The sequence below is a fragment of the Pseudomonas orientalis genome (genome assembly GCF_001439815.1).
Taxonomy (GTDB): domain Bacteria; phylum Pseudomonadota; class Gammaproteobacteria; order Pseudomonadales; family Pseudomonadaceae; genus Aquipseudomonas; species Aquipseudomonas orientalis.
Window position 1 is genome coordinate 53404 of the sequence record NZ_JYLM01000009.1, and the last position, 21063, is coordinate 74466.

Sequence of the window (21063 nt, forward strand, 5' to 3'; positions counted from 1 at the left end):
GGCGACCTTAGAGCCGACCGGTATCTTTTGCCGATCCGCGATCCAAATGTGGGAGGGGGCAAGCCCCCTCCCACATTTGGATCTTCAGTGTTTTGGAGGATTTTATACGCTCCAGCTTTACATGGCTGGGCAGGCCTCATCCAGCACCTTGTCCACCATTAGCTGCACGCCTTCAAGCATCCGGCAGATGCCCAGCGCTACATTGCGGTGGGTTCCGTCGATTTCGAAAGCGAGGTGGGTGGCGATGTCGGTGATGGATGCCAAGTCCTGGGAGGCGTTGACCAGCAAGGTTTCCGTGCCCAGGTTGGGGCGTACGGTAAAGAGTTGTTCTGGAGGATTGGGGCTGTCTTTGATCATGGTGAAACTCCTTTAAGAATGGAGCTGCCACGATTCGCGGTCAATCGAAGAGGGTGGCAGCAATACGCGGGTTGACCGACCGGTCAAAAGGAGCAAAACCGGCATACCCGAAGGTATCCCGCGTACAGCTGCCGCGACACGATACATCAGGCGTAAAAAAAACGCCCAGATCGGTGTTGGGGCAGTTGCTCTTTTGAAATCGGACGGTCAAATCCGGTCGCTGAATGGGCAGCGACGGCGAGGAGGTTAGCCAGCGATGTTCCGAGGGACAACCTGAAACGGTTGTGGGATATATCTGAGTGGGCGCGATCCTGTGGGAGGGGGCTTGCCCCCGATGCGGTGTGTCAGCCAGCGCTGTTGTCACTGACCCACCGCCATCGGGGGCAAGCCCCCTCCCACATTTGGATCTCCAGTGCTTTGGAGGATCTACACGCTCTAGTTGATCGTTTACTTGGGATAAAGCGGCGGCAGGCTGGTGGTGTCCAGGGCCGGGTCTTGCTCGCGCTCGGCCACGGGGATGGCCTTGATCGCCCGCCACAGGTCTTCGCCCAGCCAATACTGGCCGCTCTCGCTGTACAGCGCGCCATTGAGGCCGTCCAGCGCATCCGATAGCGGCACGAAGCGCGCCGCCATGTCGGCCAGGGTTTCCGGTTGCTGGCGAGCCCAGGCGTCGAGGGCCTGGCGGGTGGCCTGGGGGTCGTTGGCCTGGGTGGCGCGCTTGAGGTCGTCGAGCAGGGTGCGCGGGCTCGGGCCGGTTTGCGCGGCGCGTTGCACGGCGGGCTGGCGGCGGGCGCGCCACCACAGGCCGAAGCCCAGCAAGGTGGTGCAGGCCAGCAGCAAGGTGCTCAGTTGCCACAGCCACAGGCGCTCGTCATCCGGCGCGGTGATGACAGTCGGCATGGCCGGGGTGTCCACCACCAGGCTCGGGTTGACCGCCACTTGCAGGGTGCGCGCGGGCAGGGTGGTGCGTTCAAGGTGGTCCTCGTGGGTGTTCCACCACACCACTTCCACGGCGGGCAGTTCCAGCGCACCGGCACGGGTGGGCACCAGGGCTTCGCGGTCTTCACGACTGCCGACCAGGCCGCGGTCACGGGTCTCGTTGCCCAATACCGGTTGATCCGGGTAGCGCCGCAGGCCGTTGACCTCGGTGCTGGGCAGCGCCGGCAGTTGCGCGCTGGACAGACCCTCGACCTTGACGGTGAGGCTGCGCGTCAGGGAGTCACCGACCTGCACGTGCTCGGGCGCAGGGTTCCAGGCTTCGTCCAGGCTCAGGCTGCGTGCCGGCAACCACGGCGCGTCGGCGGGGTAGAACTCGGGCTTGGGCTTGACCGTCAGCGCAAGGGGCGCCGAGCTTGCGTGGATCAGCTTGCCCGGCTTGGTACCCTGCAGCGTGTTCTCCTGCGGCGGGCGCGACTCCACCAACGTGGCGCTGAACGTCTGCGCCGCGATTGCCAAGGCCCCGCTGCGCTGCGGGTAGATCGCGTAGCGTGTTTCGATCACGCCATGGCGAATGCTGTTGATGACTTTTTCATAGGTGCGCGACTCGCCCAGTTGTTCGACGCGTGCGTCGGGGATTTGCAGGGGCGTGAGGCTGCTGTCGTCATACAGCGACACCGAGTGATATACGCGCACGGTCAACAGCGCCTGGGCCTGCACGTAGACGCTGGTCTTGTCGAGGCTGGCTTCGACGAACACCGGCGCCAGGTCGGCGCTGGTGTTCTGGCTGGCGGTTTCCACCACCTGCAGGGTGATCGGCTGGGTCTTGAGTTCGCCCACTTGCAGCGGCGGGATCACCACCGTGCCGTTTTCCCTGGGCAGCAGCGTAATGATCCAGCGCGTGGTCGCGTGGTTATCGCCGCCCAAGGTAGTGAGCTGGTTGATCTGGCGCGTGCCGCTGACTTCGAACTGCGCATCCAGGGGCGACAGGTCGGGCTTGCCGAACTGGGTCACATCGCTGGACTCCACCGTCAGTTCCACCGTTTCCCCGGAATTGAGGCGGCTGCGGTCGACGCTGGCGACCAGGTTCGCCGCCTGGGCGTGGCTTGCCGACAAGGCGAGCAAGAGCAGAAGGGGGGTGCGGCGGCTCATCGAGTCTTGTCCTGATGCTGTTGCTGTTCGTACCAGAATTTGCGCCGCAGCAGCTCACCGGGGTTGTCCGGGATCTGCTGCAGCCATTGCTCCAGCGCCTGGCGATGCTCGCCGTCAAGGCTCGCATCGGTGGGGCGCAGCGGCGGCGTGGTGGTGTGCTCCTCGCCCAGTTCGCTGCCTGGCACGTCGTTGCTGCCGGTTGGCGGCGCGCTGGCCGTGTCGGTCGCGCCGTTGCCGGTCTGGCCCTGGCCCTGAGTGGATTGCTCACCACCCTTGGCATTTTGCCCGTCGGCACCCGGTTGTGCAGTCTGGCCGGGTTGGGTGGTTTCGTCATCCTGGTTTTTTTCGGGTTCGTCGGGCTCGGGTTGCGCTTGCTGCTGCAGCAGGCTTTCCACCAGTGCCTTGTTTTTCAGGGCCGGTTGCAGATCGGGCTGCGCTTCGAGCGCCTGTTCATAGGCGTCGACGGCAGCTTCCAGCGCGCCGGACCGGGCCAGGGCGTTACCCCGATTGTAGTGGGCGTAGGCATTGTCAGCCTCGGCAAAACGCTTGATGGCCTCGGCATAGTTACCCGCTTCGTACAGGGCCACGCCTTGCCATTGCGGGTCCTGGAAGCGTTCGGCGGCCTCGGCGGGGCGTTTTTTCTTCAGCAGGTACTGGCCCTGCTGGTCGGGGCGCAGCCACAGGTCCTGGAAGTCGAAGGCGTAGCTGGGCTGGGGTGCGGCCATCAATAGCAGCGGCAGGCAAAACAGCCAGCCGCGCCGTCCCGCGCAGGCGGCCAACAGCAGCAGCGGCAGGAGCAGCCAATAACCCTGGTCGGCCCAGGTGTCCAGGCGCAGCAGTTGGCCGTCGTCGCGCAGGGCTTGGGGTGGGTCAAGTACGCCCAATTGCCGCAGGTCTTTCTCGTCCAGGCGCGCCGCTCGGTAGCGGCCGCCCATTTCGCTGGCGAACGCCTTGAGGGTCGGGCTGTCCAGGCGCGGGATCAGGATCGCGCCCTGTTCGTCCTTGAGGAATTCACCGCTTTCCTGGGTGACCGGGGTGCCTTCACGGCTGCCGATGCCGAGGATCGACAGGCTTGGCGCCTGGTTACCTTGCAGCAGCAGCCGAATGCCCTGGCGCTCCTGCTTGGACAGCGACGAGCCGATCAGCAGCAGGCGCCCCTGGCCGAGGCCGCCATGCTTGAGCAGGGCCAGGGCTTTGTCCACGGCCAGGTCCGCGCGGTGGCCGGGCTCGGGCATGATCGAGGGGCGCAGCGCTTCCAGCAGGTTGCGGCTGGTGGCCAGGTCATCGGACAGCGGCACCAGGGTGTGGGCGCTGCCGGCATATACGACGATGGCGGTTTGCGCGTCGCTGCGCGCTTGCAACAGGTCGTACAGCTTGCGCCGCGCCTGCTCCAGACGGTTGGGCGGGCTGTCGGTGGCGAGCATTTCGGGGGTCAGTTCCAGCAGCACCACCAGCGGGTCGGAAGGCTTCTGGCTGAGTTGCTCAACCCGCTGCCAACTGGGGCCCAGCAGCGCCAGCAGGGCCAGCAGCCAGGCGATGCCCAGCACGACCCAGGGCGATTTGCTTTCGCGTCCGTTACCGCCACTGAGCAGTACGGCGTGGAAAGCCGGCGGCAGGATGATCTGCCAACGTCCGGCGCGCTTTTGCCGGTGCCACAGTTGCCACAGCAACCAGCCGAGCAGCGGCAGCAGCAACAGCCACCAGGGACGCAGCCAGTGTGGCCACAAGGCGATCATCGACGCCTCCGCAAGCGCAGGCGCTTGAGGCGCTCGCGCCATTCAGGGCTCTGCGGCAGGAACAGGCGCTTGCTCGACAGTTTGTTGTACAGCCGCTGCAAGGCGTTGTTCGGCCAGCGCTCCTGCACCACCAGCAGCAGACTCAGCAGCAACGCCAGGGCCAGAGGGCCGCTGTACAGCGCGTGCGCAGGACGGGCGCGGGTGGGTTGCTGTTCGACCGGCTCAAGGGTGTCGAGGGTGGCCTTGATCTGCTCCAGCTCCTTGCCATCACGGGCGCGGAAATACTGGCCGCCCGTGGCCTCGGCGATGGCCTTGAGCGCCGGTTCGTCGAGGTCCAGGCTCGGGTTCACACCAAGAATACCCAGGGAGCCGGTTTGCTCGGGATCGGCGCCAATGCCGATCGGATAGATTTTCACGCCTTCTTCCGCAGCCAGGCGCGCGGCGGTGAGCGGGTCGATTTGCCCGGCGTTATTGGCGCCGTCGGTCACCAGGATCAGTACGCGGCTTTGCGCCGGGCGCTGGCGCAGGCGTTTCAAGGCCAGGCCGATGGCGTCGCCGATCGCGGTGTTCTTGCCGGCAATGCCGATGCGCGCTTCATCCAGCCAGGTGCGTACGGTGCGCCGGTCGAAGGTCAGCGGCGCTTGCAGGTAGGCCTGGCTGCCGAACAGGATCAGGCCCACGCGATCGCCTTCACGCGCTTCAAGAAAGTCGCCGAGCAGGTGCTTGACCAGGGCCAGGCGGCTGACGTCCTCGTCCTGCCAGTGCATGTCGGGAAAGTCCATGGAACCGGAGACATCCACGGCCACCAGCAAGTCGCGACCACTGGCGGCAATCGGCAGCGGCTCGCCGAGCCATTCCGGGCGTGCGGCGGCGCTCAACAGCAGCAGCCACAGCACCACGAAGGGGGCCTGCTGGCGCCAGCCCGGCAGATTGATCCGGGCGCGGCGTCGGGCCAGGCTTTCGAGGTCGGTGAGGTAGCTGACTTTCAAGGCCGGCTCGCCGCTGTCGGCCACCGGCAGCACAAGGCGCATCAGCCACGGCAGCGGCAAGAGGATGAAGACCCACGGCCAGGCGAACTCAAACATGTTTGCGAATCCAGGTATCGACAGCTTGGGTCAGACCGGCGATGGCCTTGTCGTCGAGTTTGCATTCGGGCTTGTAGGCGCCTTCGACCAGCACCATCCAGCGCGTGAGGCCGGCGGCGGGGCAGCGGTTATCCAGGAATGCCAGCCATTTGCGACCGTTGAGGGTGTGGCTTTGGCTGTAGGGGTAGTCGTTGCGGCACAGGCGCTTGAGCAAGCCATTGAGTTGTTGCAGCCAGGCACCGGCGGGCGCGCCGTCATAGGGCTTGGGCATCAGCGCAAGCTCAGCCAGGGCCGCGATGCGCAGCGGGTCCAGTGGTTGTTCGGCGCGGGCGACGGGTTGGCGGCTGGGCAAGAAGCGCCGTAGCCGCCACAGGCCCCAGCCGAGCAACGGGATCACCAGCAACAGCAGCCACCAGCCCGGCGCAGGCGGCCAGAAGCCGATGGCCGGCGGGGCGATCAAGGGTTGCAGTTGGTCGAGGCTGCTCATTGTTTTCTGGCCGGGCGTTGCGGGTTGAGGTATTCGCGCAGTTGCTCGACCATTTCACTCTGGGTGCTCAACGGCATCAATAACACCCGCAGCTTCTGCGCCAGCAGCTCCCAGCGGGCGATACGCGCTTCGGCCTGGGCCTTGTAGGCCTGGCGCAAATCGACATTCAGCGTGTCCAGTTCCAGTTGCGCGCCTCGTTGCGCAAAGCGCAGCAACCCGGCGGCGGGCAGGGCGTGGTCCAGGGGGTCGGAGATGGGCAGCAGCAGCAGGTCGCAATGGCGCGACAGCAGGCTCAACTGTTGCTCGGCGCCTTCGGTGAGCGCGCGTTCATCACAGATCACAATGCCCAGGCTGCCCGGGCGCAGCACTTCGCGGCCACGGCGCAAGGCCATGCCCAGCGCATCGGCTTCAGGCAGGCTTTCGGTCGTGAGGCTCTGGTTGACCCGCACCAGGCGGTTAAGCAGTTGCAGCAGGCTTTGCTTGCTGCGCCGGGGTTTGATTTCGTAGTGCTCGCTGTCGCCGAACACCAGGCCGCCCACGCGGTCGTTATGCCCCAGTGCCGCCCAGCCGATCAGGCTCGCGGCTTGTGCGGCGAGCACCGACTTGAACATCTGCCCCGAGCCGAAAAACAACCGGCAGCTTTGCTCGACCATGATAAAAATCGGCCGTTCGCGCTCTTCGTGGAACAGTTTGGTGTGGGGCTCCTGGGTGCGCGCCGTCACGCGCCAGTCGATGGTGCGCACATCGTCCCCGGCCTGATACACGCGCACCTGGTCGAAATCCACGCCGCGCCCGCGCAGCTTGGAGTGATGCAGGCCGACCAGCGGGCTGCGCTGGCCTGGCGTGGAAAACAATTGCACTTCACGCACGCGATGGCGCATCTCGATCAACTCGCTGAGCGTGACGTGGAGACCCGCGCTCGCGTTCATCGACTTCAAGCGACGGCAACGACGTCAAGGATGCGTTGCACCACGCGGTCCTGGTCTACGCCGGCCGCTTCGGCTTCGAACGACAGGATGATGCGGTGGCGCAACACGTCGAACAGCACCGCCTGGATATCTTCAGGGCTGACGAAGTCGCGACCGGCCAGCCAGGCATGGGCGCGCGCGCAGCGGTCCAGGGCGATGGAGCCGCGCGGGCTGGCGCCATAGGCAATCCATTCGGCCATCTCCGGGTCGAACTTGGCCGGGGTGCGCGTGGCCATGACCAGTTGCACCAGGTATTCCTCCACCGCATCGGCCATGTACAGGCCGAGAATTTCCTTGCGCGCGGCAAAGATCGCCTGCTGGCTGACGCGGCGCTCGGGCTTGGCTTCGCCGTTGAGCGCTTCGCCACGGGCCTGTTGCAGGATGCGCCGTTCGACGGCGGCATCCGGAAAGCCGATCTTGACATGCATCAGGAAACGGTCGAGCTGGGCTTCCGGCAGGGGGTAGGTGCCTTCCTGCTCGATGGGGTTCTGCGTGGCCATGACCAGAAACAGCGGCGACAGCTCGTAGGTGCTGCGGCCCACGCTGACTTGGCGCTCGGCCATGGCCTCGAGCAGCGCCGACTGGACCTTGGCCGGCGCGCGGTTGATTTCGTCCGCCAGCACCAGGTTGTGAAAGATCGGGCCTTGCTGGAACACGAAGCTGCCGGTTTCCGGACGGTAGATTTCGGTGCCGGTGATGTCGGCGGGCAACAGGTCGGGGGTGAACTGGATACGATGGAACTGCGCTTCGATACCTTCGGCCAGCTCTTTGATGGCCTTGGTCTTGGCCAGGCCCGGCGCGCCTTCGACCAGCATGTGGCCGTCGGCGAGCAGGGCGATCAGCAGGCGATCGATGAGTTTTTCCTGGCCGAGAATCTGCGTAGAAAGAAAGGTTCGCAGCGCTAGCAGCGCTTCACGATGTTCCATCGATGACGGTTCCTGGAAAGATGAGCCTGGTGTCAGGGAAAGAAACACCGGCCTGGGGCGCTTACTTTAATGCATCGCGGGGTGTGGCGACTAACGGCGTGACGGGTATTTTTGGCAAAGCTTGTAGGAATTTTGTGTAGGAGTGCGTGCTTGCCGGGGTGAACACAGTCAAGGTGGGAGGGGGCTTGCTCCCGATTGCGTTGGGTCAGCTGGCAATTTCTTGACTGTCAGGGCCTCATCGGGGGCAAGCCCCCTCCCACAGTTGGTCTTCTGTGTGTTAAAGACTTTGATCGGGGCAAGCTCTAATACCAGTCAGTCAAGCGTACATCGCCGTCTGTAGGAGCGAGCTTGCTCGCGAAAAACGTCAACGATAACGCGTGCTTCCTGAATGAACGCGGTGCCTGTGAGTTTTTCGCGAGCAAGCTCGCTCCTACAGTATTAGGGCAAGCCCCCTCCCACATTTGATCCTGGGTGCAGCTTAAATCCGGGTGAAGGTGCCGGTGCCTTTGAGGATGTTCTGCAGGGTCTGCTCGACCTCGGCCAGGTCGGATGCGGCCGTGGCATGAGTAATCTTAAGGTGGTCCTTGCCCCCCAGCGCATCAACGTCACCGGCGGCCAGCTCTACCGACAGAGTGGTGTTGCCCAGCGTTACCTTGAGCCCGGTCAACGTCGACGGCTCGTAGTCCCAGGTCAACTCCACGTCGTCTTCATCCGGGTAACGGCTGAGCATGAACATCTCGCCATTCTTGCCGTGGCAGCAGAGCATGGCCATGTTGTCTTCTTCGTCGTCGCACGGAGTGGCCATCAGGGCGTCGGTTTTCAGCTGCAGCATGGGGAATCCTGTGTGGAGGGGGGCGTTGCACGGGGCAATTGTGCCATTGTGGCGAATTTTATGCTGCACGATGTGTCAGAGCTGGGGCATGACCTTGCGCGCGAAACCAGTCATTTCCGGCACTCACCGGCTTGAAAACAGCCGGTTTTTTACCCGGGAAAACCCGGTTGCACAAGTTGCAACCCCGCACCTGCTTGTCGATGACCGAATATGTCGCAGCACCGCAAGCAGCGCGCTTCCTACACTCGTTAAGCTGCGCAACGGATGTGCTCCGCGCCAGGCGCCTGACCTGCCCGTCGTACCGTCACCCGGCAAGGTGTACATCTGGTGGAAGTTGTATGTGACCTGACTGTCTTGTCCAGCTTCACCCACCTGTCACTCTGAATCGTTTATCGTGACCGACGAACAGAGCTGACGTCTCCCCGCAAGGGGATAACACGCGACGCTTCCATCAATAACAAGCCCAAGCGGAGTACCACAGATGGCGTTCTTCACCGCAGCCAGCAAGGCCGACTTCCAGCACCAACTGCAAGCGGCACTGGCGCAGCACATCAGTGAACAGGCACTGCCACAAGTGGCGCTGTTCGCTGAGCAATTCTTCGGCATCATTTCCCTGGACGAACTGACCCAGCGTCGCCTTTCCGACCTGGCCGGTTGCACCCTGTCTGCCTGGCGCCTGCTTGAGCGCTTCGACCACACCCAACCGCAAGTGCGGGTCTACAACCCCGATTACGAACGTCATGGCTGGCAATCGACCCACACTGCGGTCGAAGTGCTGCACCATGACTTGCCATTTCTGGTGGACTCGGTGCGTACCGAGCTCAACCGCCGTGGCTACAGCATCCATACCCTGCAAACCACCGTGCTCAGTGTGCGTCGTGGCGGCAAGGGCGAACTGCTGGAAGTGCTGCCCAAGGGCACCCAGGGCGACGGCATCCTGCAAGAATCGCTGATGTACCTGGAGATCGACCGCTGCGCCAACGCCGCCGAACTCAATGTGCTGAGCAAAGAGCTTGAGCAGGTGCTGGGCGAAGTGCGCGTGGCCGTGGCCGATTTCGAGCCGATGAAAGCCAAGGTCCAGGACCTGCTGGCCGGTATCGACGCCAGCGCGTTCGTGATCGACGGCGAAGAAAAAGCCGAGATCAAGAACTTCCTCGAGTGGCTGGTGGGCAACCACTTCACTTTCCTGGGCTACGAAGAGTTCGTGGTACGTGACGAGGCGGACGGCGGTCATATCGAATATGACGCCGGCTCCTTCCTCGGTCTGACCAAGCTGCTGCGCGCCGGCCTCACCGCCGAAGACCTGCGCATCGAAGACTACGCCGTCGCCTACCTGCGCGAACCGACCGTGCTGTCGTTCGCCAAGGCCGCCCACCCGAGCCGCGTACACCGCCCGGCTTATCCTGATTATGTGTCGATCCGCGAAATCAGCGCCGACGGCCAGGTCATCAAGGAACACCGCTTCATGGGCCTGTACACCTCCTCGGTGTACGGCGAAAGCGTGCGGGTGATTCCTTACATCCGCCGCAAGGTCGCGGAAATCGAGCGCCGCTCGGGCTTCCAGGCCAAGGCGCACCTGGGCAAGGAACTGGCCCAGGTAGTTGAAGTACTGCCTCGCGACGACCTGTTCCAGACCCCGGTCGACGAGTTGTTCAGCACCGTCATGTCGATCGTGCAGATCCAGGAACGCAACAAGATCCGTGTGTTCCTGCGCAAAGACCCGTATGGCCGTTTCTGCTACTGCCTGGCCTACGTGCCGCGCGACATCTATTCCACCGAAGTGCGCCAGAAGATCCAGCAAGTGCTGATGGATCGCCTGAAAGCTTCGGACTGCGAATTCTGGACCTTCTTCTCCGAGTCCGTGCTGGCCCGTGTGCAACTGATTCTGCGGGTCGACCCGAAGAACCGCCTGGACATCGACCCGCTGCAACTGGAAAAGGAAGTGGTGCAGGCCTGCCGCAGCTGGCAGGACGACTACGCCAGCCTGGTGGTCGAAAGCTTCGGCGAAGCCCACGGCACCAACGTGCTGGCAGACTTCCCGAAAGGTTTCCCGGCCGGCTACCGCGAGCGTTTCGCCGCGCATTCGGCCGTGGTCGACATGCAGCACCTCAACAGCCTCACCGAAGCCAACCCGCTGGTGATGAGCTTCTACCAGCCGCTGGGCCAGGTCTCCGGCCAGCGCGAGCTGCACTGCAAGCTCTACCACGCCGACACGCCGCTGGCGCTGTCGGACGTGCTGCCGATCCTGGAAAACCTTGGCTTGCGCGTGCTGGGTGAATTCCCGTACCGGCTGCGCCATGCCAATGGCCGCGAGTTCTGGATCCATGATTTCGCGTTCATCGCCGCCGAAGGCGTGAACCTGGATATCTCGCAGCTCAACGACACCCTGCAGGACGCCTTCGTGCACATCGTGCATGGCGACGCCGAGAACGATGCGTTCAACCGCCTGGTACTCACCGCCGGCCTGCCATGGCGTGACGTGGCGCTGCTGCGTGCTTACGCGCGTTACCTCAAGCAGATCCGCCTGGGCTTCGACCTCGGCTACATTGCCAGCACCCTGAACAACCACACCGACATCGCCCGCGAGTTGACCCGGTTGTTCAAGACCCGCTTTTATCTCGCGCGCAAGCTCACCGCCGACGACCTGGAAGACAAGCAGCAACGCCTGGAACAAGCGATCCTCACCGCGCTGGACGACGTCCAGGTGCTCAACGAAGACCGCATCCTGCGTCGCTACCTGGACCTGATCAAAGCCACCCTGCGCACCAACTTCTACCAGAGCGACGCCAACGGCCAGAACAAGTCGTACTTCAGCTTCAAGTTCAACCCGCACGCTATCCCTGAGCTGCCCAAGCCGGTGCCGAAGTTCGAAATCTTTGTCTATTCGCCACGCGTCGAAGGCGTGCACCTGCGCTTTGGCAACGTGGCCCGTGGCGGCCTGCGCTGGTCCGACCGGGAAGAAGACTTCCGCACCGAAGTGCTCGGCCTGGTAAAAGCCCAGCAGGTGAAGAACTCGGTGATCGTGCCGGTGGGCGCCAAGGGCGGCTTCCTGCCGCGTCGCCTGCCCTTGGGCGGCAGCCGTGACGAGATCGCGGCCGAGGGCATCGCCTGCTACCGCATCTTCATTTCCGGCCTGCTGGACATCACCGACAACCTGAAGGACGGCGCCCTGGTGCCGCCGGCCAACGTTGTGCGCCATGACAACGATGACCCGTACCTGGTGGTGGCGGCGGACAAGGGCACCGCAACCTTCTCCGACATCGCCAACGGCATCGCCATCGACTACGGCTTCTGGCTGGGCGATGCGTTCGCCTCCGGTGGTTCGGCCGGTTACGACCACAAGAAAATGGGCATCACCGCCAAGGGCGCGTGGGTCGGTGTGCAGCGTCACTTCCGTGAACGCGGCATCAACGTGCAGGAAGACAGCATCACCGTGGTCGGCGTCGGCGATATGGCCGGTGACGTGTTCGGTAATGGCTTGCTCATGTCCGACAAGCTGCAACTGGTCGCGGCCTTCAACCACCTGCATATCTTCATCGACCCGAACCCGAACCCGGCCACCAGCTTCGTCGAGCGCCAGCGCCTGTTCGAGCTGCCGCGTTCGGCCTGGACCGACTACGACACCAGCATCATGTCCGAAGGCGGCGGGATCTTCTCGCGCAGCGCCAAGAGCATCGCCATCTCCGCGCAGATGAAAGAACGCTTCGACATCAAGGCCGACAAGCTGACCCCGACCGAACTGCTCAACGCCTTGCTCAAGGCGCCGGTGGACCTGTTGTGGAACGGCGGTATCGGTACCTACGTCAAAGCCAGCAGCGAGAGCCACGCCGACGTGGGCGACAAGGCCAACGACGCGCTGCGCGTCAACGGTAACGAGTTGCGCTGCAAGGTGGTGGGTGAGGGCGGCAACCTGGGCATGACCCAACTGGGTCGTGTGGAATTCGGCCTCAATGGCGGCGGCTCCAACACCGACTTCATCGACAACGCCGGTGGCGTGGACTGCTCCGACCACGAAGTGAACATCAAGATCCTGCTCAACGAAGTGGTGCAGGCCGGTGACATGACCGACAAGCAACGCAACCAGTTGCTGGCGAGCATGACCGACGAAGTCGGCCACCTGGTGTTGGGCAACAACTACAAGCAGACCCAGGCCCTGTCCCTGGCCGCGCGCAAGGCTTACGAGCGCGCCGCCGAGTACAAGCGCCTGATGAGCGACCTGGAAGGCCGTGGCAAGCTGGACCGCGCCATCGAGTACCTGCCGACCGAGGAGCAGCTTGTCGAGCGCGCCGCGACCGGCAAGGGCCTGACGCGTCCGGAGCTGTCGGTGTTGATCTCCTACAGCAAGATCGACCTCAAGGAAGCGCTGCTCAAGTCCCAGGTGCCGGATGACGAGTACCTGACCCGTGACATGGAGACCGCGTTCCCGCCGAGCCTGGTGGCCAAGTTCTCCGAGGCCATGCGCCGCCACCGTCTGAAGCGTGAGATCGTCAGCACCCAGATCGCCAACGACTTGGTCAACCACATGGGCATCACCTTCGTGCAGCGGCTCAAGGAGTCGACCGGCATGAGCCCGGCGAACGTGGCCGGTGCCTATGTGATCGTGCGCGATATCTTCCATCTCCCGCACTGGTTCCGTCAGATCGAAGCCCTGGATCACCAGGTGTCGGCCGACGTGCAACTGGAGCTGATGGACGAGCTGATGCGCCTGGGCCGTCGCGCCACGCGCTGGTTCCTGCGCAGCCGTCGCAACGAACAGGACGCCGGGCGTGACACGGCGCACTTCGGTCCGCACCTGGCGGCGCTGGGCCTCAAGCTTGATGAACTGCTCGAAGGTCCGACCCGTGAAGGCTGGCAGAACCGCTACCAGGCCTACACCCAGGCCGGCGTACCGGAGTTGCTGGCGCGCATGGTGGCAGGCACGACCCACCTGTACACCCTGCTGCCGATCATCGAAGCCGCCGACGTGACCGGGCATGACGCCGCCGAAGTGGCCAAAGCCTACTTCGCCGTCGGCAGCGCCCTGGACCTGCCGTGGTACCTGCAGCAGATCAGCGACCTGCCGGTGGCCAACAACTGGCAGGCCCAGGCCCGTGAAGCCTTCCGCGATGACGTGGACTGGCAGCAACGGGCGATCACCATTTCGGTCCTGCAAATGGCCGACGCGCCGCAGGACATGGAAGCCCGCGTGGCCCTGTGGCTTGAACAGCACCAGGACATGGCGGATCGCTGGCGCGCCATGATGGTGGAAATTCGTGCGGCGGTCGGCACGGACTACGCCATGTACGCGGTGGCCAACCGTGAATTGCTCGACTTGGCGTTGAGCGGTCAGTCGGTGCTGTAACCGACGGGACCGAGCAGCAAAAAAAGCCCCGTATCGTGAGATACGGGGCTTTTTCATTGAGGCGCGAGGGGCTATGTCAGCCGGGCGTCAGGGCTCAATGCGCCCAGCCCAGGATGACCGTCGGATCAACGACCTTGAACAACGCAGGTACGTCTGACTGAAGTTCCAGCAGGTTCTTCTCGTACTCGATAGTGTCTGATAGCTGGTGCACCAACGCCCAGTAGTCGTGTTCAACGCAGGGCAGCTCCAACGCCCCGGCGGTTCTCGTAAGGGCCAGTTTCAATACCGCACAGGCCCTGGGCAGGTTCTGTTCAAGCCCATAGGTGCGAGGCGTCCTGGTTTTGTCTCGGGACAGGCCCGCCAAGGCGTACCCGTACTCAAGCAGGCCACGAAGCTGGCCCATAAAGGCCAATTGAGTGATCCTTTTTTGCTTCTCTGTGACGCTCACAACGCCGTCTTCTGAAAAGGCGAGTTCGTACACGGCCCTGCGGCATCCGGCGTCGGCAGCGCGTTGCATCAGGTCTGCAATCACCGTATCGCTCTGCTGCGGATCGGGAAGCAGGCGCGGTGTTTTGCGGTAAGCGGCGGCGAGTTCGTATAACGCTTCGGCATCGTCCGAGGACGCGGCCATCTGCAGCCACTCGATCTCCTGAGTCAGGATATGCATGTAAATCATGGAAGCGGGTTTATGGGCGTTGGCGGTGTTCCTTGCCAATTCCTTGGCTTTTGCTATCGATTCGCGGGTGCCCAGCCTTATCAGCGCAGGAATATGGTCTTGTGCTGCGGCCAGCAGCAGCCATTTGCGTGTGGTGTCACTGATGAAATGAAACCCGCCGTCCATGCGTGTCGTGCACGTGGCCATGGCGTATTGGGACTCGACGTCGCCGGCGGTCCCCGACAGCGTCAGGTGGAGCAAGGCCTTCTCATAAGCACCCAGGTTGAACAGCTCGAAACCGGTGGTTTTCGCCGTTGCATTCAGTTCGCTCAAGGCTGAATTCAGCGAGGCAGGCAGCGTGCCTGCCTGTGCGTTGAGTTGCGTGAAGAGGGTGAACAGCGGCGCGAGTATTTTTGATTCAACGTACATTTTACACCTGTCATAGAGCACTCAAATTGTGCGAGATACAGGCTATGTGGAGTCCTTGGCAGCATGTCGTTAAATACTTGTCACCCGCCGACGCTGCACCCTTACTGGGCGGTGCACAGGCTCAGTTGCAGTCCGATATGCTCAAGGTGTCGAATCATCAGGGTGGCTGAACGGTTGACGTCGCAGCGTTCCAGCGCTTGCACAATTTCTTCATGCTCGGGCCCTATCAAATTGCCGTTGGCGCCCAGGCCATGTTGCGCAAGGATCAGCGAGGTCAACGGCACCAGGCTGTTGAGGAACTGGGCCAGCGGTCGATTGCCCGCAATGGTGGCCAGTTGCAGGTGAAAGTCGCCCCACAACCGAATCGCCGCACCCCGTTGGCCTTGCTCGCTGCACGCACGCTGTTGGGCGATCAGTTCACGTAAGAGCCTCACCTGCGCTGGCGTGGCTTTGGCGCACGCCAGCTTCACCACGGTTACCTCCATCAAGCGCCGCGCTTCCAGAATATGCTGCACTTGCCGGGCATCCGGTTGCGCAACCTGGGCGCGCAGGTTTGGGCGCAGGATGATCACCTGCTGCTCGGCCAGGCGCGCCAGGACGCGACGGATCACACTGCGACTGGCGCCGAAACTCTGCGCCAGACTGTCCTCGGTAAAGCGGCTGGCGGGCACGATGCGCTGCTCGAGGATGGCGTCGAATAACCGCGGGTAGATGTCCTGTGCCGAAAGCCGGGTGCCTGTTGCCAGGCGCATGGGGGGCAGGGCGGGTGCAACCCTGTTGTGTTGCATGGCGTGGGCGGTCATGGTCTGTCTCCTCCCGTCAGCTGTCGAGGTGGTCGTCCGGGATGTTCATGGCGATGCCCATGCGCTGGCCTTCCTTGAGGATGTGACGGCGCATTTCGGCGCTGGCCAGGGCGCTGTTTTTATTGCGGATGGCGCGTACCACCGCTTCGTTTTCCTGCAGGCGTTCGGCCAGATGTTCGGAGGAGTTACGCAGCACCTGGGCACTTTGCTTGAGCGCGTTGCTGGTTTGTTGCACCACGTTCTGGAAGATCGGATTGGAGGTCAGCGCGAACAGTTCCTCGTGAAAGGCAATGTAAGCATTCATCCCGGCTTCGCTGTCACCGACATCCAGGGCTTCGCGCATGTCCATCAGGGTCAGGCGCAGTTGGCCGATTTCCTTGCTGCTGATGGACTGGGCGACCAGACCGACGATAAAGGGCTCGAGGGTGTAGCGCAGTTGCAGGATGTCTTGCAGGCTGGCATCGGCCACGCTGTCGCTCGACTGCGGCTGGCTGATGCTGGTTTCCAGCACCACCACGCCCTTGCCGGGCATTGAGCGCACCAGGCCGAGGGTTTCCAGCACGATCACCGCTTCGCGCAGGCTCGGGCGGCTGATGCCCAGTTGTTCGGCCAGTTCACGTTGGCCGGGCAGCATTTCACCCCGGCGCCATTGGCCACGTGCCAGGGCGGCGCGCAGTTTTTCCACGACTGAATTGACGACGGTTGAGGTGCTGATCACGTCTCATGCACTCCTTGAAATTGCGAACACGATAGTCAAGCTGTTGAAGGTCAAAGTGTGGGAGGGGGCTTGCCCCCGATGGCGGTGTGTCAGTCACAGCATCATCAACTGATAGATTGCTATCGGGGGCAAGCCCCCTCCCACATTTTCCCATGCCGATTTCAGAATTCCTGGTGCGCCGGTAATGCCGGCTTCTTGGCCTGGAAGGCATAGCCTTGCTGGCCGTCGAGTACCTTGTTGGCGCGTTGGATATCGATGTCTTTTTCCCAGCGCGCGATGGCCACGGTGGCGACGCAGTTGCCGATCAAGTTGGTCAACGCGCGGCCAATGCCCATGAACCAGTCCACCGCAAGTACCAGCACCAGGCCCACCACCGGAATCGCCGGGATGGCCGTGAGCGTGGCCGCCAGAATCACCAGCGCCGAGCCCGGAATGCCATGGGCACCCTTGGACGTGATCAACGACACCAGCAGGATGGTCAGCAGGTCAGTCATCGACAGCGGCGTACCGGTGGCGTTGGCGATAAATACGATGGCCAGTGTCAGGTAGATCGAGAAACCGTCGAGGTTGAACGAATATCCCGTAGGAATCACCAGGCCCACGGTGGAGCTGCCTATCCCCAGGTGCTCCAGCTTGCGCATGATCTGCGGCAGCACCGCGTCGGACGAAGCTGTGCCCATCACGATCAGCAATTCTTCACGCAGGTACTTGAGCAGCGGCAGCATGCGCAGGCCCGACAAGCGCATCACCAGGCCGAGGATCAGCCCGACGAAGGCCAGGCAGGTCAGGTAGAACAGGCCCACCAGGCTGCCCAGGTGTTGCAGCGAGTCCAGACCGTAGGTGCTGGTGGTGAACGCGATCGCGCCGAATACGCCGATCGGCGCCAGGCGCACGATCATGCCCATGATGCGAAAGATCACATGGCTCAGCTCGTTGATGAGCCGCGAGATGCCCGAAGCCGCTTCACCCACCAGGTTCAGCGCGCTGCCGAACAGTACGGAGAACAGCAGCACCTGCAGCACGTTGTTGTCGGCAAAGGCACCGATCACCGAGTTGGGGATCAGGTCCATCAGGAACTGGCTGGTGCCCTTGATGTGCTGGCCCTTGTCGGCGAGTTCAGTCAGGCCGGCGGAGGACAGTTGTTCCAGATGGATGTTGGCGCCGCTGCCGATACCGGTGCTGAAGGCCATGATCAGGCCGAGCACCAGGGCGACGGTGGTCAGCACTTCGAAATAGATCACCGATTTCAAGCCGATGCGCCCGACTTTCTTCAAGTCGCCGGCGCCGGAAATGCCGCTGACCACGACGCAGAATACAATCAGGCCGATCAGCATTTTGATCAGCTTGATAAAGCCATCACCCAGGGGTTTGAGTTGCGAGGAGAATTCGGGAAGGGCCAGGCCGCAGATAACGCCGAGCATCAGGCCAATCACGACTTGCAGGAAAATCGAACGCGAGCACCATCTGAGCATGGGAAGGATCTCTATTCGGTGCCCTGGTGGTTCCAGGGCTTAATTGTTGTGGTCTTACCGGTAAGTCCAGTGCGCGGCCAGTCTACGCCCGGCTTTTTTCAAACTACAAGTAAATATTCGGTGGCTGATGGTCCCCGGTCTGACCAGTGGGTCGGCAAGTGCGGCGCTTGAGCGGTTGACGGGGCGCAAATTTTTTTGCGTATCATCCGCGCTCGGTACGCGAGGTGATGGATGGACCAGTCAGGACTGACAACGGATGAAGCCGGGCGCACCCATTGCGCCTGGCGCAACGCCGCGCCGCAATACTCGCATTACCACGATCATGAGTGGGGCGTGCCGGTGGCGGACGACATCCTGTTGTACGAGAAGATCTGCCTGGAAGGTTTTCAGGCGGGGATGGCGTGGATCACCATTCTGCGCAAGCGCGAGCAGTTTCGGCGGGCGTTCGACGGCTTTGATTTTCGCAGGGTGGCGCAGTATGGCGAGGCGGACATCGAACGCTTGATGAACGACCCGGGTATCGTGCGCAACCGGGCAAAGATTGTGTCTACGGTCAACAATGCCCGCCGCGCCTGTGAGCTGGTGAGTGAAACCGGTTCGCTGGCGCGCTGGGTCTGGTCATTCGAGCCCGGCCCGCAGGAGCGCCCGGCGGTGGTGGACATGGCGTACTGGAACGCCAACCCGACCTCACCGGCGTCGATGCGCTTGTCCAAAGCGCTGAAGAAACGTGGCTGGACCTTTGTCGGCCCGACCACGATGTATGCGCTGATGCAGGCGTTGGGGATGGTCAATGATCACTTGGAGGGTTGCGTGTGCCGAGGGCGCATCGAAACGTTGCGCCATCAGTTCGAACGACCCTGAGCGCTCAGAGATATTTAAGCCAGGTGATATCCCTGCGCCGCGCCTTGAGTCCGGCAAACCATCGCACCGGCACATACAACGCCAGTGGCAGCGCCAACGCCGCCAGCCACACGGCGCCTATGCCGTCGAACCCGAAATAATTGCCGTGATCGAGCCCAAACACTGCGACACACGCGACGTAGAGTAGTTTGAGCACATACAGGTGCAGCAGATAAAAGAACATCGGCGCCGCGCCAAATACCGCCAATGTGCTGATCCAGCGCTTGTGCCCGGCGCGTTCGAACGCCAGCAGCAACAGCAGGCCGATGCCCAGCGTCAGCGCCAGGAACAACAGCGACGGCGGGTATTTGGTGATATTGAAAAAGCTCATCACGGTCTGCACGCCGCTGTCATAGGCCTGCCACGGCTTTTCGCCATAGCCGTTGACCGCCCGCAACAGCGCAAAACCCAGCAACGCGCCGACGCCCGCCCGCAGCAGATAACGCTGGCGCATGGCTGGCAGCGCGGCATTCGAAAACCACGGCCCGAGGCCGTAGCCCAGGGCAATCACGCCGATCCACGGCAGCACCGGGTACGTCACACGCAGGCGCAGGGTGTCGGACACCTCGATCCAACTGCGCTCATGCAGGATCGACCACGCCACTTGCGCGGCCGAGCCCGGTGGGAAATGCACACCGTCGAGCAGGTTATGCCCGGCGATGAGCACCAACGCCAAGGCGATCAGCAGCGGGCGCGGCAACCACACCAGGGCGGCAAGGGCGATCATGCTCACGCCAATCGCCCAGATCACCTGCAGATAAATCACACCCGGCGGCAACTGGAAGGTCCAGGCGAAGTTGACCAGGGTGAACTCCAATATCACCAGAAACAGCCCGCGCTTGAACAGAAATGCCGACACCGCGCGCCGGCCCTGGTATTTCTGCCCGTACAGCCAGGCCGACAAACCGGTGAGCAGCACGAACACGGGCGCGCAAAGATGGGCCAGGGTTCGGCTGAAAAACAGCGCCGGCTCGGTGGTGTCGATGTTCATCGGGTCGCCGACCTGACGGTGCAGCAGGAACGTTTCGCGGACATGGTCGAGCAGCATGAAGAGGATCACCAGGCCGCGCAGAGCGTCGATGGAAAGCAGGCGTTGGCGTAGCGCAACAGCGTCAGTCATGGGACGGTTCACAAGGCTGGAAATAAAAGGGACGTTATTCTATAACATTAATCGGTGGTTTAGCCGATCAGTCCTGCGCAGTGATTCAGCAGCGCTATTCCCGTCAGGAATGCCCCCATAAAAACCGCGCATTGTCTTTATCGCCGTGGATCTCGTAGCGTTAAGCCTCATTTCAAGGAGATCGTCCATGAGCCACCGTCCGCTGCGCCTCTACGTTGATTCGCTGTTCACCAGCCCCTATGCCATGTCGGTGTTTGTCGCCTTGCGCGAAAAGGGCCTGGCGTTCGAGACCGTGCCTCTGGACCTGGACGCTGGTCAGCATCAGGCCGCGGATTACGCGCGACTGTCACTGACCCGGCGGGTGCCGACGCTCGAGGAAGGCGAGTTTTCCCTGTCGGAGTCTTCGGCGATTACTGAATACCTCGACGAAGCCTACCCCGAGAGCCGCGTTTATCCGGTCGAACCGCAGCAGCGGGCGAGGGCGCGGCAGGTGCAGGCGTGGTTGCGCAGCGATTTGCTGCCGATTCGCCAGGAGCGTTCGACCCTGGTGGTGTTCTGCGGGGAGAAGATGCCGCCATTGTCGCCGCTGGCCGAGGCTGCGGCAGGCAAGTTGATCAGTGTGGCGCAGGCGTTGCTGGCGGCTGACCCGGACTGTCTGTTCGGCACCTGGTCAATTGCCGACGTGGACCTGGCCGTGATGCTCAATCGCCTGGTCCTCAACGGCGACGCCGTGCCTGCGCAGTTGGTGGCTTACGCCCAACGTCAATGGCAAAGGCCGTCAGTGCAGGAATGGGTCAACCAGCCACGCCCTCGGGGGTAGGGCTCTCGTTCATTTGCGCGACGCGCCGGTCCAGATCTTCCCAATCCGCCATGCCCAGCACGCGCGTGGTATTCAGGCCGCGCAGGTAGCCACGCAGTTGCTGGGCACTGGCCGATTGCGCGGCGCCAGCGCTTGTTTCACTCAGCAGAACGTTTTCATATTCGACCAGGTAATCGGCGACTCGCTCGCGATACTCCGGCAGTACGGCTTCGCGGATGCGGTCGAAGGTTTTCTGGTGACGCTTCATGGCATGGTCCTTATAGGTTTTATGGGGCTGGGCTACCTGACACTATCGGTTCAAATGATAGTCACCATCAAGGATCACA

At 62.7% G+C, this 21063-nt stretch carries 18 protein-coding genes; 4 read left to right on the forward strand and 14 right to left on the reverse strand.

What is annotated here, in order from left to right; genetic code table 11:
• Window positions 1-117: 117 nt before the first annotated feature.
• The 8 genes from TU82_RS20820 to TU82_RS20855 form a co-directional block, all read right to left on the reverse strand.
• Window positions 118-357, reverse strand: coding sequence for a DUF6124 family protein (locus TU82_RS20820; RefSeq protein ID WP_057725102.1), 240 nt, complete (start codon window positions 355-357; stop codon window positions 118-120).
• Window positions 358-804: 447 nt separating this feature from the next.
• The gene (locus TU82_RS20825; protein ID WP_057725103.1) at window positions 805-2445 is read right to left on the reverse strand and encodes a BatD family protein; all 1641 of its coding nucleotides are present in this window, start codon (window positions 2443-2445) and stop codon (window positions 805-807) included.
• Entirely contained in the window at window positions 2442-4181 is a 1740-nt protein-coding gene (locus TU82_RS20830) for a tetratricopeptide repeat protein (RefSeq protein ID WP_057725104.1), read from the reverse strand. Before TU82_RS20830 ends, TU82_RS20825 begins: the two co-directional genes overlap by 4 nt.
• On the reverse strand, window positions 4178-5266 hold the full coding sequence (locus TU82_RS20835) for a vWA domain-containing protein (RefSeq protein ID WP_057725105.1): 1089 nt from the start codon (window positions 5264-5266) through the stop codon (window positions 4178-4180). Before TU82_RS20835 ends, TU82_RS20830 begins: the two co-directional genes overlap by 4 nt.
• Window positions 5259-5753 (reverse strand): DUF4381 domain-containing protein, encoded by a 495-nt coding sequence (locus TU82_RS20840; protein WP_057725106.1) that lies wholly within the window; start codon window positions 5751-5753, stop codon window positions 5259-5261. The genes TU82_RS20835 and TU82_RS20840 overlap by 8 nt, the downstream gene beginning before the upstream one ends.
• Entirely contained in the window at window positions 5750-6682 is a 933-nt protein-coding gene (locus TU82_RS20845; protein WP_057725107.1) for a DUF58 domain-containing protein, read from the reverse strand. The genes TU82_RS20840 and TU82_RS20845 overlap by 4 nt, the downstream gene beginning before the upstream one ends.
• A gap of 5 nt (window positions 6683-6687) precedes the next feature.
• The gene (locus TU82_RS20850; protein WP_057725108.1) at window positions 6688-7647 is read right to left on the reverse strand and encodes an AAA family ATPase; all 960 of its coding nucleotides are present in this window, start codon (window positions 7645-7647) and stop codon (window positions 6688-6690) included.
• A 478-nt stretch (window positions 7648-8125) separates the two neighbouring features.
• The gene (locus tag TU82_RS20855; RefSeq protein ID WP_057725109.1) at window positions 8126-8479 is read right to left on the reverse strand and encodes a hypothetical protein; all 354 of its coding nucleotides are present in this window, start codon (window positions 8477-8479) and stop codon (window positions 8126-8128) included.
• Between the two features lie 88 nt (window positions 8480-8567).
• Here TU82_RS20855 and TU82_RS29025 point away from each other — a divergent pair, with 88 nt between their 5' ends.
• Together TU82_RS29025 and TU82_RS20860 are read left to right on the forward strand one after the other, a co-directional pair.
• The gene (locus TU82_RS29025) at window positions 8568-8828 is read left to right on the forward strand and encodes a hypothetical protein (protein WP_211269737.1); all 261 of its coding nucleotides are present in this window, start codon (window positions 8568-8570) and stop codon (window positions 8826-8828) included.
• A gap of 132 nt (window positions 8829-8960) precedes the next feature.
• Window positions 8961-13820 carry an NAD-glutamate dehydrogenase gene (locus tag TU82_RS20860; protein ID WP_057725110.1) on the forward strand — a complete coding sequence of 1620 codons (4860 nt, stop codon included), beginning with the start codon at window positions 8961-8963 and terminating at the stop codon, window positions 13818-13820.
• A 94-nt stretch (window positions 13821-13914) separates the two neighbouring features.
• Here TU82_RS20860 and TU82_RS20865 read toward each other — a convergent pair whose 3' ends face one another.
• The 4 genes from TU82_RS20865 to TU82_RS20880 all read right to left on the reverse strand — a co-directional run bounded on the left by TU82_RS20865 (window position 13915) and on the right by TU82_RS20880 (window position 17897).
• Complete coding sequence (locus TU82_RS20865) at window positions 13915-14904, reverse strand: hypothetical protein (RefSeq protein ID WP_057725111.1); 990 nt, start codon at window positions 14902-14904, stop codon at window positions 13915-13917.
• Between the two features lie 101 nt (window positions 14905-15005).
• Window positions 15006-15707 (reverse strand): GntR family transcriptional regulator, encoded by a 702-nt coding sequence (locus tag TU82_RS20870; RefSeq protein ID WP_057725112.1) that lies wholly within the window; start codon window positions 15705-15707, stop codon window positions 15006-15008.
• Between the two features lie 16 nt (window positions 15708-15723).
• Complete coding sequence (locus TU82_RS20875; RefSeq protein ID WP_057725113.1) at window positions 15724-16425, reverse strand: FadR/GntR family transcriptional regulator; 702 nt, start codon at window positions 16423-16425, stop codon at window positions 15724-15726.
• 161 nt (window positions 16426-16586) lie between these two features.
• Complete coding sequence (locus tag TU82_RS20880) at window positions 16587-17897, reverse strand: C4-dicarboxylate transporter DctA (RefSeq protein ID WP_057725114.1); 1311 nt, start codon at window positions 17895-17897, stop codon at window positions 16587-16589.
• A gap of 231 nt (window positions 17898-18128) precedes the next feature.
• On the opposite strand from TU82_RS20880, the gene TU82_RS20885 reads away from it, so the two are divergent.
• Window positions 18129-18758, forward strand: a complete 630-nt coding sequence (locus TU82_RS20885; protein WP_057725115.1) for a DNA-3-methyladenine glycosylase I — start codon at window positions 18129-18131, stop codon at window positions 18756-18758.
• A 4-nt stretch (window positions 18759-18762) separates the two neighbouring features.
• Here TU82_RS20885 and TU82_RS20890 read toward each other — a convergent pair whose 3' ends face one another.
• Complete coding sequence (locus tag TU82_RS20890; protein WP_057725116.1) at window positions 18763-19917, reverse strand: acetyltransferase domain-containing protein; 1155 nt, start codon at window positions 19915-19917, stop codon at window positions 18763-18765.
• A gap of 187 nt (window positions 19918-20104) precedes the next feature.
• Here TU82_RS20890 and yfcF point away from each other — a divergent pair, with 187 nt between their 5' ends.
• Complete coding sequence (yfcF, locus tag TU82_RS20895) at window positions 20105-20737, forward strand: glutathione transferase (protein WP_057725117.1); 633 nt, start codon at window positions 20105-20107, stop codon at window positions 20735-20737.
• On the opposite strand, the gene TU82_RS20900 is transcribed toward yfcF, so the two are convergent.
• Complete coding sequence (locus tag TU82_RS20900) at window positions 20712-20984, reverse strand: hypothetical protein (protein WP_057725118.1); 273 nt, start codon at window positions 20982-20984, stop codon at window positions 20712-20714. The genes yfcF and TU82_RS20900 overlap by 26 nt on opposite strands.
• Window positions 20985-21063: the final 79 nt, after the last annotated feature.

What these genes read in the sequence shown, in the direction of transcription:
- TU82_RS20820 (WP_057725102.1), bottom strand. Translation starts at nt 357, where the DNA reads ATGATCAAAGACAGCCCCAATCCTCCAGAACAACTCTTTACCGTACGC.
- TU82_RS20825 (WP_057725103.1), bottom strand. Translation starts at nt 2,445, where the DNA reads ATGAGCCGCCGCACCCCCCTTCTGCTCTTGCTCGCCTTGTCGGCAAGC.
- TU82_RS20830 (WP_057725104.1), bottom strand. Translation starts at nt 4,181, where the DNA reads ATGATCGCCTTGTGGCCACACTGGCTGCGTCCCTGGTGGCTGTTGCTG.
- TU82_RS20835 (WP_057725105.1), bottom strand. Translation starts at nt 5,266, where the DNA reads ATGTTTGAGTTCGCCTGGCCGTGGGTCTTCATCCTCTTGCCGCTGCCG.
- TU82_RS20840 (WP_057725106.1), bottom strand. Translation starts at nt 5,753, where the DNA reads ATGAGCAGCCTCGACCAACTGCAACCCTTGATCGCCCCGCCGGCCATC.
- TU82_RS20845 (WP_057725107.1), bottom strand. Translation starts at nt 6,682, where the DNA reads ATGAACGCGAGCGCGGGTCTCCACGTCACGCTCAGCGAGTTGATCGAG.
- TU82_RS20850 (WP_057725108.1), bottom strand. Translation starts at nt 7,647, where the DNA reads ATGGAACATCGTGAAGCGCTGCTAGCGCTGCGAACCTTTCTTTCTACG.
- TU82_RS20855 (WP_057725109.1), bottom strand. Translation starts at nt 8,479, where the DNA reads ATGCTGCAGCTGAAAACCGACGCCCTGATGGCCACTCCGTGCGACGAC.
- TU82_RS29025 (WP_211269737.1), top strand. Translation starts at nt 8,568, where the DNA reads ATGACCTTGCGCGCGAAACCAGTCATTTCCGGCACTCACCGGCTTGAA.
- TU82_RS20860 (WP_057725110.1), top strand. Translation starts at nt 8,961, where the DNA reads ATGGCGTTCTTCACCGCAGCCAGCAAGGCCGACTTCCAGCACCAACTG.
- TU82_RS20865 (WP_057725111.1), bottom strand. Translation starts at nt 14,904, where the DNA reads ATGTACGTTGAATCAAAAATACTCGCGCCGCTGTTCACCCTCTTCACG.
- TU82_RS20870 (WP_057725112.1), bottom strand. Translation starts at nt 15,707, where the DNA reads ATGACCGCCCACGCCATGCAACACAACAGGGTTGCACCCGCCCTGCCC.
- TU82_RS20880 (WP_057725114.1), bottom strand. Translation starts at nt 17,897, where the DNA reads ATGCTCAGATGGTGCTCGCGTTCGATTTTCCTGCAAGTCGTGATTGGC.
- TU82_RS20885 (WP_057725115.1), top strand. Translation starts at nt 18,129, where the DNA reads ATGGACCAGTCAGGACTGACAACGGATGAAGCCGGGCGCACCCATTGC.
- TU82_RS20890 (WP_057725116.1), bottom strand. Translation starts at nt 19,917, where the DNA reads ATGACTGACGCTGTTGCGCTACGCCAACGCCTGCTTTCCATCGACGCT.
- yfcF (WP_057725117.1), top strand. Translation starts at nt 20,105, where the DNA reads ATGAGCCACCGTCCGCTGCGCCTCTACGTTGATTCGCTGTTCACCAGC.
- TU82_RS20900 (WP_057725118.1), bottom strand. Translation starts at nt 20,984, where the DNA reads ATGAAGCGTCACCAGAAAACCTTCGACCGCATCCGCGAAGCCGTACTG.